Source organism: Saccharicrinis carchari (assembly GCF_900182605.1).
GTDB lineage: Bacteria > Bacteroidota > Bacteroidia > Bacteroidales > Marinilabiliaceae > Saccharicrinis > Saccharicrinis carchari.
Genome location: NZ_FXTB01000009.1, coordinates 92,061 through 105,422 on the forward strand (window position 1 = coordinate 92,061; position 13,362 = coordinate 105,422).

General features: G+C 42.0%; 8 protein-coding genes. 4 read left to right on the forward strand and 4 right to left on the reverse strand.

All coding sequences use genetic code 11. The annotated features are described in order from the left end of the window. Nucleotides 1-13: 13 nt before the first annotated feature. A complete protein-coding gene (locus FN809_RS14605; protein ID WP_142534276.1) occupies nucleotides 14-832 on the reverse strand; it encodes a 2,3,4,5-tetrahydropyridine-2,6-dicarboxylate N-succinyltransferase in 819 nt (272 codons plus the stop codon). Nucleotides 833-1,061: 229 nt separating this feature from the next. Here FN809_RS14605 and FN809_RS14610 point away from each other — a divergent pair, with 229 nt between their 5' ends. The 3 genes from FN809_RS14610 (at nucleotide 1,062) to FN809_RS14620 (ending at nucleotide 5,180) form a co-directional block, all read left to right on the forward strand. Then, a complete protein-coding gene (locus tag FN809_RS14610; protein ID WP_142534277.1) occupies nucleotides 1,062-1,886 on the forward strand; it encodes a hypothetical protein in 825 nt (274 codons plus the stop codon). A gap of 107 nt (nucleotides 1,887-1,993) precedes the next feature. Further along, a complete protein-coding gene (locus FN809_RS14615; RefSeq protein ID WP_185957572.1) occupies nucleotides 1,994-4,222 on the forward strand; it encodes a helix-turn-helix domain-containing protein in 2,229 nt (742 codons plus the stop codon). A gap of 64 nt (nucleotides 4,223-4,286) precedes the next feature. Next, complete coding sequence (locus tag FN809_RS14620) at nucleotides 4,287-5,180, forward strand: helix-turn-helix transcriptional regulator (protein WP_142534279.1); 894 nt, start codon at nucleotides 4,287-4,289, stop codon at nucleotides 5,178-5,180. A gap of 118 nt (nucleotides 5,181-5,298) precedes the next feature. On the opposite strand, the gene FN809_RS14625 is transcribed toward FN809_RS14620, so the two are convergent. Both FN809_RS14625 and FN809_RS14630 read right to left on the reverse strand, forming a co-directional pair. Next, nucleotides 5,299-8,271 carry a PEP/pyruvate-binding domain-containing protein gene (locus FN809_RS14625; RefSeq protein ID WP_142534280.1) on the reverse strand — a complete coding sequence of 991 codons (2,973 nt, stop codon included), beginning with the start codon at nucleotides 8,269-8,271 and terminating at the stop codon, nucleotides 5,299-5,301. Nucleotides 8,272-8,493: 222 nt separating this feature from the next. After that, nucleotides 8,494-9,888: an aminopeptidase P family protein gene (locus tag FN809_RS14630; RefSeq protein WP_142534281.1), complete on the reverse strand. Its 1,395-nt coding sequence runs from the start codon at nucleotides 9,886-9,888 to the stop codon at nucleotides 8,494-8,496. 134 nt (nucleotides 9,889-10,022) lie between these two features. Here FN809_RS14630 and FN809_RS14635 point away from each other — a divergent pair, with 134 nt between their 5' ends. Then, a complete protein-coding gene (locus FN809_RS14635; protein WP_142534282.1) occupies nucleotides 10,023-10,808 on the forward strand; it encodes a carboxylesterase family protein in 786 nt (261 codons plus the stop codon). A 175-nt stretch (nucleotides 10,809-10,983) separates the two neighbouring features. Here FN809_RS14635 and FN809_RS14640 read toward each other — a convergent pair whose 3' ends face one another. Further along, nucleotides 10,984-13,305: a tetratricopeptide repeat protein gene (locus FN809_RS14640; protein ID WP_185957573.1), complete on the reverse strand. Its 2,322-nt coding sequence runs from the start codon at nucleotides 13,303-13,305 to the stop codon at nucleotides 10,984-10,986. Nucleotides 13,306-13,362 lie beyond the last annotated feature (57 nt).

Sequence of the window (13,362 nt, forward strand, 5' to 3'; positions counted from 1 at the left end):
TATCTTCCCATCATTACACTGCTACATCATTCTCGCGTAATGCATCGTTCAACGAAGTTTTTTTATCTGTCGATTCTTTTCGCTGGCCAATGATGAGTGCCGCGGGCACTTGAAAATCTCCGGCGGGGAATTTCTTGGTGTAGCTTCCCGGAATCACCACGGAACGTGGCGGAACGTAACCTTTGTATTCAACGGGACTGTCACCGGTAACATCGATAATTTTTGTAGAACCGGTGAGCACCACGTTGGCTCCCAACACGGCTTCTTTACCCACGCGACAACCTTCTACAACTATACATCGCGAACCGATAAAGGCATCATCTTCAATAATTACAGGGGCGGCCTGAATGGGTTCTAACACCCCTCCAATACCCACACCACCGCTAAGATGAACATTTTTACCTATTTGTGCACAGCTACCTACTGTGGCCCAGGTATCCACCATTGTGCCACTCTCAATGTAAGCGCCAATATTAACATACGAGGGCATCAAAACAACACCACTTGATATGTAAGCACCATAGCGAGCCACAGCATGGGGAACGACCCGTATACCCAACTCGGCATAATTTTTTTTGAGCGCCATCTTATCATGAAATTCCATCGGCCCTGCTTCTAAAGTCTCCATCTTTTGAATGGGAAAATACAGGATAACGGCTTTCTTTACCCACTCATTCACCTTCCATTCATCGCCATTTGGTTCTGCTACCCTTATCTTGCCTTTGTCCAGCATCTCCATTAAAGTACGAATAACATCTTGCGTATCCGTTGTTTTTAAAAGTTCCCGGTTGTCCCAGGCTTGCTCAATAACTTTTTTGTATTGCTCTAACATGATAGTTCTCTTTATTGTTTATTGCAAAAATAGGACGAAAGCATACGAATAGCAAATCATCTACCTGTATAATGTGATAATTTGAAAGTATGTGTAGAAATGATATTTATAACCAAACAATTTGATGTTGTGGAAGTTAAAGTTTGGTTAATAGGATAGCAACTTTATTTATTCCATTATTTTGTTTTGTAAGTTTACCTTCGTAACAGCTTTTGAAGCGCTTTAATATATGAAACATTTATACATCACATCTGCCATTCTTCTTATCCTGACACCAAAATTTTCCTTTTCGCAACCGCTTCAAAGCAAACGATTTGGTATTTATATTCTACAAAACTCCATAGAGGAGGCGGTGCAGTTTGGGGCCGTTAAAAATATAAAAACCGGTGAAGTCAGCCTTACGGATGAGGAAGGATTCTTTGCTATTTCCGGTTTAGTGGGCGATACATTAAAGTTTCATAGTTTGGGATATCGCGATACCTCATGGGTAATCCCCGGCATATGGTTTGCCATGGACCAAAAGATAGAACTAAAAGTGGAACCTAATGTTTATGATCTCCCGGAGGTTGACGTGGTACGCTATTATTCGTATGCACATTTTAAACAAGCCTTTAAAGATTTAAGGATACCAAAAACCGAGAAGGATATCGCCAGGGAGGTTTTCAGTTCTTGGGATCCGCTTTTTAAAGAGGCAGCAGCACAAGGAAGAATAGATGCTATGGCTCAAGGTGGTTCGGTAGGCCTAGGAATAGGCATTGGGGGCAAGGATAAATTGCGTTTGCAGCGCGAAGCAGTAGATAAGCTGGAGGAAGTTCAGGATAAAAGTCAGCGTTTTAACTATCTGGTATCGCGTGCAAACATTAAGCACCTAACCGAGTACAAAGGTACCTGTTTAGATTCTTTTATGGTATTTCTGAATACAGGTTACAATTTGCATTATCAAATGGAGGAGTACGATCTATTATCTGCTATAATAAACGCATCAGCACATTTTAAAGCGTTAAAAGGCAACGAAGAATGGTTTTTGAATAGGCAGGATAGCGATAAGTTTTAAAAAAAGTCCCTGCGTTTATTGATGTGCCCAATTATATTCCAATAGAAAAGATAGGACTGTTGTGGATGGATTTTGTTATTTTGCAAATTATTCAAATAAATAGCAACATGAGCCAGCAACCGGATAGCTTGCCACAATTAGTGGCCAGGTTTATCAACAACACCAATCAAAATATTTTTCTCACGGGTAAAGCCGGCACGGGAAAAACTACTTTTTTACGCAGCATAAGGCAACATACCCACAAAAGTGTTATTGTGGCGGCTCCCACCGGTATTGCTGCCATCAATGCAGGAGGCGTTACGCTTCACTCTCTGTTTCAACTCCCTTTTGGCGCTTTTATTCCCGACAACAACGGACTTAACATGCCATACGCAAGCACGCAGGTAAATACGCCGCGCACGCTGCTGTCTTCGTTTCAAATGCACAAAACCAAACGCAACATGCTCAAAAAAATGGAGCTGTTAATTATTGATGAGGTGAGTATGCTAAGAGCCGACCTGCTGGATGCCATCGACCTGATATTGCGTAGTGTGCGCCGTCAAAGGGATTTGCCTTTTGGAGGTGTTCAGATCCTCTTTATCGGCGATTTATTGCAACTGCCTCCTGTGGTAAAGGACGACGAGTGGAGCTGTATCGGAGCCTACTATCCCAGTGTTTTCTTTTTTAGTGCGCAAGTGCTACGCCAAACTCCCCCCTTATATATTGAGTTGGAAAAAATATACCGCCAAAGCGACAATACTTTTATCAACTTGTTGAATAACCTGCGCAACAATAAAATGACGGAGGCAGATGCTCAGTTGCTTAATAAATATTACCGACCGGATTATGAGCAGAAAAGTGATGAGGGCGTTATCCTGCTCACCACGCACAACCGTATCGCTAATGATAAAAACAGGAAAGCCCTGCAAAACATCAAAGGAAAATCGCATTTTTTTAAAGCCGAAATTTCGGGTGATTTCAAGGAGTTCAGTTATCCTACCGAAGACAGGCTGGAGTTTAAGATAGGTGCGCAGGTGATGTTTACCAAAAATGATTATTCGGGCGAACAGAAATACTTTAATGGCAAAATAGGCAGCATCACTAAGCTAAATAAAGATCAAATAGAGGTTAGCTTTGCCGATGGTTCGGCACCGGCTAATGCCGAGCCATACTTGTGGGAAAATAAAAAATATACGGTGAATAAGGATTCTAACGAAATAGACGAAAGCACAGTGGGTACTTTTAAGCAGTACCCCCTAAAGTTGGCCTGGGCCATTACGGTGCACAAAAGCCAGGGATTAACTTTCGACAAGGCCATCATCGATGTTCAGAATGCCTTTGCACCGGGGCAGATTTATGTGGCATTGTCGCGATTACGCAGTTTAGATGGCCTTATTCTTACTTCACCTATTCCATCAGAAGGCATTAAAGTGGATTCTTCACTAGCATCCTTCGCCGAGATAAAGAAAAAACCCGAGGAGCTGAACCCCATTTTGCAGAAGGAATCAAAGAAATATTTTAACAACTTTGTAATGGAGGCCTTTGATTTTTCGGGATTAATGCAAGACCTGAGCTATCATATCTCGACCTATAATAAAAATGCCAAAAAATCGGTCAAACAACAATATAAATCTGTTGCCCTGGAATGGTTAAAAGAAACCGAGCCATTGCGTACCGTAGCTGATAATTTTAAAGCGGAGGTAAACCGGATTGTAAATTCGGGACAGCCAAATTACCTCGCTCATTTGTTGGAACGGATAAACAAGGCAACGGCTTATTTTGAGCCTCGGATAAAAGAAATACACGATAATATTAGGGAGCATTGCAACGAGTTGAAGGGCATTAAAGGTGCCAAAACCTATCATACCGAACTCATCGACCTGTCCAATCTGTACTACGGTTGTTTGCAGATGATTTATAAAGCCCAGGGCTTAATCAAATCATCGCTTCAAGGAAAGCCTTTTGACAAAAGTACCATTAAAAAACCAGCCTTTCCCGAATCCCGCGAAAAGCCTACTCCATCGCGAAAACGGAAGAGTTCTGCAGAGATTAAACCCAAGGAAGATACCAAGCTGCTTACTTTTAAAATGTACAAGGCGGGCAAAGACGTAAAAACCATTGCCCAGCAAAGGTCGCTCACCGTAGGCACCGTAGAAGGACACCTGGCACATTACGTGCAGCTGGGGCAATTGGACGTGCTCAATTTTATTGGTAAAGGGAAGCTGGCCATCATAGAAAAGACCATCCATAAATTAGATAGCTTTGCCCTTACACCGCTAAAAAATGAACTGGGCAAAGATTATTCCTACGGCGAACTGAGGCTTGCTGTGGCCTATATGTTATCGCAGAAAGCTTGAAGCATGGAGGAATTTGATAAGTAGAATAACAAATCGTTATGAATAGAATAGAGTAAAAACAGACGTGAAAGCTTCAAAACAAAACATACCTACCTACGGACTGCAATCCTTCAGCCATCCGCAATATGCCGACAGGCAGTTTCATGTGGAGCTTTTTGATGCTAAGCGGCATTTTAAGGTGAGCTATCCGCATCGGCACGATTTTTTTGAAGTGCTCTTCCTGACCAAAGGCTCCGGCTTGCATGTAATTGATACCCGCGAATATACCATTGAGCCACCGTGTGTGTTTTTTATGTCGCCGGGGCAGGCACATAAAATTGAACTGTCGGGCGATATTGAGGGGTACATTTTTATTTTTGCCCCTGAGTTTTATCTCTTCGACAAGAACAACCAGAACCGCTTGCTGGAGTTTCCCTTCTTTTTTACCATCCATCAGGATAATCCGCCATTGGAATTGACTAGGGCTTCGGATGGCAAATTTTTGGAGCAGTTATTTCTGAAAGCCATTGCAGAGCTGGCCAAAGATAAGAGTCACATCGGGTTGTTGCGCTCTGTTTTAGATACCATCTTACATTACACCTCTATGCTTTACCCAAGCCAGGAGCAGGAGCCCAAATTTGGCAAGGGACATTTGTTGGTAAAACGTTTTTATCAATTGGTTGAGGATAATTATCAGAAGAATATAGGTGTAAATCAATATGCAGATCTATTGGCCGTTACCCCTCATCATCTTACCCAAACGCTCAAGCAGCTAACCGGTCGAACATCTAACGAGGTAATCCGCAGCAAGCAGATATTGGAGGTAAAGCGTTTATTGGTACATTCGGCTCTTTCGGCAACACAAATAGCCGATCGTCTTAATTTTGCCGACCAATCCTATTTTACCCGTTTTTTTAGAAAAGCCACAGGCCTTACCCCACTGCAGTTTCGTGAGCATATGCGCAATAGGGTGTTGTAGGTTAAGTAAGGATTGGGATAGGGTGTTGGATTTTTGCCGGCTTTCCGAATTAGCTTTGCTCTACCTTGTATCGTGGAATACAAGAAGTGCTCAGGAGGCGGAAGTAATGCCTGTTAAGCTATAGCCAACTCACCATTGCCTTTTGTTTTTCGCCGTCCATAAGTATTTGTAAGGGTTCTTCAAACTCTACATGCGTAAAGTGGGCAGTTTGCCCCACGATACGTTGCTTTTTGAGCACCTCAAAGTTTACGTATTCGTCGGTTTGGTTGTGGTGGATCGAAAAGTAGCCCACATTCATTGAAGTTACATTATGAAAAAAGTGCGATCCCAGGGAGGCCTCCAGCGGAAAATCCTGCAATCCCATTTCAACAATCACCTTAGCATACGAAATTTGTGACCATAACACGGGTATCCCGGTATATTTGTCGCGTGTTCCCCATCTGCCGGGACCAATAAGTAAATACTCCTTACTATCCTGTTCCATTTTTTTGTTTAGGAGCGCTATTTCCGAAGCCATCTCATTGGTTTGTATTCGGTTAAACTTTTCAGGAGCCATAAAAATAACATCCTTGATGTGTTCTATCCGGCCGTTACCCATACCTTTTTCCGATGCCAATATAACTTTAGCTGTATCTACCTTAGTGAAGTCAATTTTTGCATTGTTTTCTAATCTTATCAGGGGTTTAATCTGGAGTAGATACAATGTAGGTAGATGATTTTCGGGGTTTAAGTCTACGGCAAATTCAATTTCAACGGGGGCACCCATGGCTTCTTTAAAAAACTTTAGCAGCAGTTCCAGGCTTTTGGATAAAGGGATATAGTCGTATTTTAATATATTGGCAAAATTGACGATGCGTGGTCCCTTGGCATCCAGGTTGTTGGTGATGCGATCGTAATTATAATCGTAAACAGAGGCGCAGTAACGCAGGTTGCCGTCCTCTTCTGCTTCTTTCATGGGTAGTTTGCGTATAAAAGAATCTTCGTTCAGCTTTTTTATATCGTATTCGTTTACTTCCAGGTCGAGGGCATAGAAGTAGGACTGGGAATCTTTTACCTGATCTTGTATGGAGTTGAGCTCAAGGTTAGGAAATTTAGGACAGAAACGCCATGCCTTTTCGCCACCTACCACATATTTACCGAGTCCCACGCCCAAAACGGCAAAACCATCTTCGGGTTTCATGTACGAAAAAGGATAGTAGTTATAGCTTTGCGCAATACCGCTTATGTGTGGATAAAACCGGTTATGCGCTGTCTCGCCCACAATTTTTTGGATGATAACCGCCATTTTTTCTTCTTCTATTTTGTAGTTAACGGCCTCAAAATAAGCCCTTGCCGATGGTCTGAAGATAGAGGCGTAAACAAGTTTTATAGCTGTAATAAGGTGTTCCAGACGAACCTCAATATCGGGGTGGTTGTTCGGAAGCATAAAGGTTTCGTATACCCCTGCAAAAGGTTGGAGCAGGGAGTCCTCGAAGAGACCGGAGGAACGCACGGCCAATGGCTCGTTGATGACCGAAACATATTTGCGGAGTTTGTTTTTAAGTTTATCGGTAAAGGTAGCCCTAATAAAAAGCTCTCGCACGCTGTCGTACTTTTGCTCTACATAAATTTGGCGGTATAAGTTGTTTCGTTCAATAAATTCGCTGAATTCATCGGCACCTACGATGGCGGTGGTGGGTATGCGTATGGCCAGGTCAGGTAATATTTTTTTAAAGTCGATGTTCTCCACAAAATGGCATAAAAAGGCGAGTCCCCGGCCTTTGCCACCAAAGCTGCCTTCGCCAATGCGGGTAATATAACGATTACTGTTGATCAAGGAAGATTCAAATAATACCACGCGTCCGCGCAGCCTTTTTAATTTCACTTGCTCAAATACGCGCAGAATAGCCTGCCGTAATTTATTGGAACTGTCAAAATCTTCAATCTTATAAGGGCGTAGCCGTTTAGCCATGTTTATTTCGCCACGAGCCATCAGCCAGGTGCTTATGCCGTTTCGTTTGGCATGGTATAATAGCGACTCCGCTGATACGGTTTTTATGCACTCGTTAAATTCTTTTAGGTTGCGAGCTACCGAAACGGTCATCCCCCTGGAGTTTTTAAATACAAAGTTGCCAAAGCCCAATTTAACATGAATAAAGTCGTAGATGTCCTGCGATAAGGATTCAGAATTTTTGTCGATAAAATCGGCACCAATAGCTTTGGCTCTCTCGGCATTGCAAGGATCCGAAGATTGTAACAGCGCGGGCAGGCTGGTTTTAGATTTTACATAGCGTATAAGATCCACACCGGCATCTTCATCGGGGACTCCATTGCGGTTGTATTTAACATCTGAGATAACACATATCAGATATTCGCGGTATTTTTCTACTATTTCTATGGCATCCTCATAGTTGCTTACCAGTAACACCTTAGGGCGAGCCCGCATTTTAAGAATTTTGTGCAGCTGGTCGTATCCTTCCTCGGCTAATACTGCCTGGGTCTGTTTCATTATGATGGAGTACAGCAAGGGCAGATAACGGGTGTAATATTTTTGCGAATCTTCAACTAAAAGTATAATTCTTACATCACCTATTTTGGTGTCCTTGTCGGCGTTCATTTTATCTTCAACGTATTTTATCATCGCTAAAAACACCTTGGAATCGCCGTTCCACACAAATACTTTGTCTATATATTTTACGTTGGGCCCTGACTCGTCGAAAAACCGAAGATCGCTGTTGTTGTTTACCATAGCGAGCAAGGGCATCTTAGGCACTTTTTGTTTTATTTTTTTGCTAATGGCCACGGGTGTTTTTTTATCCAGCCCCGCCATCAGAATTACCATGTCAAAATGCCTTTTTTCCATGAGCTCCATAGCTTCATCGCCATTTGATGCCGAAGTGATGCGTGGTGCCGTAAATAGGTTAAGTTGCAAAAATTCGCCATAAATACGGTCGAAAAACCGGCCTTCGCGTACGATGGAATAAGCATCGTAATGGTTGGCAATCAGCAACACCTCTTTTGCTTTATACTCCATCAGCTCCGGGAAAATATCCTGGTCGCTTTTCTTCCGCTTATAAACCTGACTTAATGTTTGCTCTTTTTCGTTTCCCATTTTAAACTGCGTTTTATGGTGGCCAAGGTAGCAAATTAGGCAAATTTATGGGAATAGCTTAGGAAAAATAAACACAAAAGTGAGGGATGACCTTTTTTACCTGAAAAATTCATCCATTTTTCACTGACAGAAGCGCAGCACCGCTTATGATTGCAGACACTTTTTTGAGGCTTAAACTTATGCTGCCCTACTCATAAATTTTATAAATAGGGCAGTTTAAACTCAAGCTCCTGATTTTACCATATGCTCTACATCTTCGGGATTAATGGGAATACGCTCACCCAGAATTCTGTTTCCCGTTTCGGTAATTAAGATGTCATCTTCTAACCTTATCCCTCCAAATGTTTTATACGATTCCAGTTTATCGTAGTTGATATAGGCGGTATGTTTTCCTTTGGCTTTCCATTGATCAATTAAAGCCGGTATAAAATAAATACCCGGTTCGTTGGTCACTACAAAGTTAGGTTCTAGCCTGCGCCCCAGGCGTAAAGCTGCCAGGCCAAACTGCGTACTGCGCGGCGTTTCCTCGTCGTAGCCCACCAGCGTGTCGCCATAATCTTCCATGTCGTGTACGTCCAGGCCAATCATATGACCTAGGCCATGCGGCATAAATAAGGCATGTGCACCGGCAGCAACCGCTTCGTCCACATCGCCCCTCATCAAGCCCAGGTCTTTAAGTCCGGATGCAATGGTACGCGCTGCCAACAAATGCACCTCTTTATACGTAATGCCGGGTCGACTCGCTGCCAGTGCCTTGTTGTTGGCATCGAATACGATCTGATAAATTTCTTTTTGTTTTTGCGTAAACATTCCCCCCACGGGTGAGGTGCGGGTATGGTCCGTGGCATAATGGAGCGGCGATTCGCTGCCTGCATCCAGTAATAACAGGTCGCCTAGCTTTAGGGTATTACCATGATAATGGTTATGCAGGGTTTCGCCACGCACCGAACAGATAACAGGGAAGGAAACCATCCCACCTCCCGACATGGATATGCCTTCAACTATACCGGTTATTTCCTGCTCTGTAATTCCGGGTTGTGCCATTTTCATCGCAGTGGTATGCATGCGGTAGGCCGTTTGCATGTGGCGTTCCATTTCTTCTATTTCGCAGGGTTCCTTTATGGATCGCAAGGCAATACAGGCATTTATCAATGGGAGCGAGGCTTGATTTTTTACCTGTGCCGGCAGAATATTTAAGAGCTCACTGAGTACAATGATATTTTTTCCTCTGTAGGGCGGGGTGAAATGAATTTTACGCCCTTGCAACAGCGCCTTACCGATGATATCTTTCAGCTTGGCAAAAGGGTGGGTTTGCGAAATGCCTGCCTTGGCCGCATTTTGTTTTAAGGTAGGCTGAGGACCCATCCATATAATATCATCTATGGTAAAGTCGTCCCCAAACAATATTTCTTCGCCACTTTCAAAGTCGATAAGTCCGGCCAGGCCCGGATAATCCAATCCGAAGAAATACAAAAAAGTACTGTCCTGTCTAAAATGGTAGGTGTTGTTTGTATAATTCATACTGGCATCTACATTGCCCATAAAAAGGGCGATGCCGGTATTTAATTTAGATTTTAAACGATGGCGGCGTTTGGTATAAGTATTTATTGAAAACATAGTATAAAATTTTAGCACAAGATAAAAAAGGAATGTCAAAAAATACATGTGATACATCAGTATTGCTTATATTTAAGCAGTCGATTTAAACCGAGATGTAATTGTATCGAGTAATTTTTAATCAAATAATTATAATGAGAACACTGACCATAATCCTAAGTTCAATCATGTTTACGATGATGGGCGTTTTAAATGCACAAAATTCAGATGCCTTTATAAAAAAGGAATTTGTTAAGGATGGAGCTACATTAAAGTATAATATTCTCTATCCTCAAAAGATGAAATCCGGGAAAAAATATCCCCTGGTATTGTTTCTTCATGGATCCGGTGAGCGAGGTACCGATAATCAAAAGCAGCTCACCCATGGATCAGCACTATTTTTGAAAGAGGAGCTTAGAAAAAAGTATCCTGCCGTTGTACTTTTTCCACAATGTCCGCCAAAGGTGATGTGGACGCACCGGAAAAAGGAAAAGTCACCCACAGGGGATTGGGAATTCGAATTCCCCCTTGGACAGCAACCCACCCTGCCTGCCTTTTTGGTGAATGAGTTGGTAGATGAATGGTTAGCTTCGGGTAAGATAGATACGCGCAGGGTTTATATTATGGGCTTATCTATGGGAGGGATTGGTGCACTGGACTTTTTGTATCGATGGCCTGAGAAATATGCTGCTGCCAATGTTATATGTGGTGGCCATGATCCCCAATTGGTTTCTGCCTATCAGCATGTTCCCATTTGGTTTTTTCATGGTGCTAAAGATGATGTGGTGCCGCCCTTGTATTCGCGCCAAATATACGAAGAACACAAAAAATGGAATGCGAAAACAAAATATACCCTTTATCCGGAGGCTAATCACAATAGCTGGGATCCGGCTTTTGCTGAACCCCATTTTTTAAAGTGGTTGTTTAAGCAGAAAAAGTAAGGTAGCTAATAGAGGATGCTTTAAAAGAACAGTTTCGCAAAGGGGGCTGTATTGGCTTATAGTTGGTATAAGATTATACCAAAGTGCCCCAATGAGTCAGGGATTTGCTTGAACATATAAATCACACGGAAAGTCAGCGACGTTTTAAAGATAACTGCGTATTAGCTTTAAATTCTTATTGGGGAAAAGCAGGGATCGTAAAATAAAAAGTACTGCCCTTTCCGGGTTCCGACTCTAACCAAATATTACCGTTTAACATTTCAACAAAAGCTTTTGAAATGGCCAGACCCAGTCCGGTGCCCTCTTGGGGGAATGCCTGTTCGGCCTGTACAAATCGTTCGAAGATGTAGGGTTGTCTGTCTTTTTTTATCCCCAATCCGCTGTCCTCAACAAAAAACCTGATATTATCGCCTTTTGTTTCAAAGCCAAATTTCACATGTCCTGAATGGGTAAATTTAATGGCGTTTTTTACCAAATTGGTTAGTATGGCCTGTATTTTTTCCTGATCGGTATAGCATTCTGTTTCTTGGTCGATACTTATTTCGAACCGCAAATTTTTTTTGTATGCCTCGTGCTGTAATAGTTTGTGGGTCAACCGTACCTGCTGGCTTAGGTTAACCATTGTATTGCGCACCGTCATCTGCCCTGACTCAATTTTTGAGATATCAATAATGTCGTTGATAATGCTTAGCAAGAGTTGTCCGCCGTGGTCGATAATGTTAATGTATGCTTCCCTTTCCTTCTCATTGGGTTGCGATTGCTTCAGTAAATCGGTAAAGCCCAGGATGGCGTTCATGGGTGTACGTATCTCGTGGCTCATATTGGCCAGGAATGCTGTTTTTAAACGGTCGCTTTCTTCGGCCTTTTTCTTGGCTTTACTAAGGGCTTCTTCTTGCAGCTTTCGTTCTGTTATATCCTCCAGAAAGCTAAGACTTGCCGGCTTACCTTCCCAAATAAACCGTACCGTATTTATTTCTATCCATTTAAACTCAAGCGCTTTGTTAAGCGCCCTAAAAGTGAGTACTACAGGGGCTTTTTCATTTTTTGAAATATGCTTAAGACTTGCTTTCAATAATGGCTTATCTTCGGGGTGTACAATTTTGTATATAGATGTGCCGGTCAATTGATCCGGCTGATAACCCAAAGTAGCTGTAATGCGCTTGTTCACATATTTACAAAGCCCACCCTGTTCCACGAGTATAACCTCACCCGCATTTTCTACCAGTTGCCTATATCGCAACTGGCTCTCTTTTAACGCAGTTTTTTGCTGCTCTAATTCGCTGTTTTTATGTTTTAATAATAGATTATTTTTATTTTTTAACCGGTATGCAATATAAATAACAATTGAAGTCATAAAAACTGCCAGCAAAATTAATAAGGCAGTCATCTTAATAGCAAAAATCCTTTGCTCCTCCAAATATTTCAGTTCCTCTTCCTTTTTACTGAAATTGTATTGGGCTTCAATATGTTTTACGTTCTGTTTATTTTGCAAACTTTGCATGCTGTCCTTCAATAGCGAAAGGAGCATGTAATCGCGATATGCTTTTTCGTAATTTCTTTCGAGTGTGTAAAGTTCTGAGGAGTGCTGATAATTTTCCGTAATGAGTTCTATGTTATTCAGTTCTTTGGCTATGTCCCTCGCCCAATCAAGGTGCAAGCGGGCTTTGGCATAGTTACCCAACTGAATGAGCGTGCCTCCGATGTTATTGTACAACAGAGCAATATCTTTTGGATGGCATGATTTTTTTCTAAGGCTCAAGGATTTTTGGTAATACTCCAGTGCCTTCGTGTGTTGCTCCAGGCTACCATAAACAGAACCTATGTTGTTATAAGTTACGGCTATTCCAATCGTATTGTTAAGTTCTTCTTTAAATTGTAGCGACTGCAATAAATAATCAAGGGCTTTTTGGTGCTGGTTTAAATCTTTATAAACAATACCAATGTTGTTCAACGTTTTTGCTGTGCTAATCGTGTCGTTATATTCTTCCTTTAATTTTAATGACTGTTCAAGGTACTGTAGCGATTTGTTATGGTCTCCTAATTTTCGAAACAAGATGCCTATGTTGTTCAATGTTTTGGAGAGTCCGGATTTATCGCCTATTTCGTTTTTTAATTGCACCGCTTGCAGGTAATAATCCAGCGCTTTGTCGTATTGTTTTAAGTGCCGATAAGCGATACCGATATTGTTTAAATTTTTTACACACCCTTGTTTGTTTTTTGATTCTTCGTTTAAGTTTCTGGCCTGTTGGTAGTACTGCAAAGCCTGGTCGTATTTATTCAGTTGTCGCTGAAGGATGCCGATGTAGTTAAGCGATTCTGCAATTTTGGGCTTATCATTGGTTTTTTCAATCTCGGCCAGCGCTTCAAAGCCATATTCGAGCGCCTTGTTGTATTCGCATGATGCTCGGTACGCCTTACTGGTATTAAGAAGTGCGTAGGCTCTTTGAATGTGTGTTTGTTTGTTCGAAAGCTTTGTTTGTACAGTTTCGTTTTTCACTTGCGCCCTTATATCGCTAAAATGGAGTGCACAACAAAGTAAGCTTAAACAAAAAAA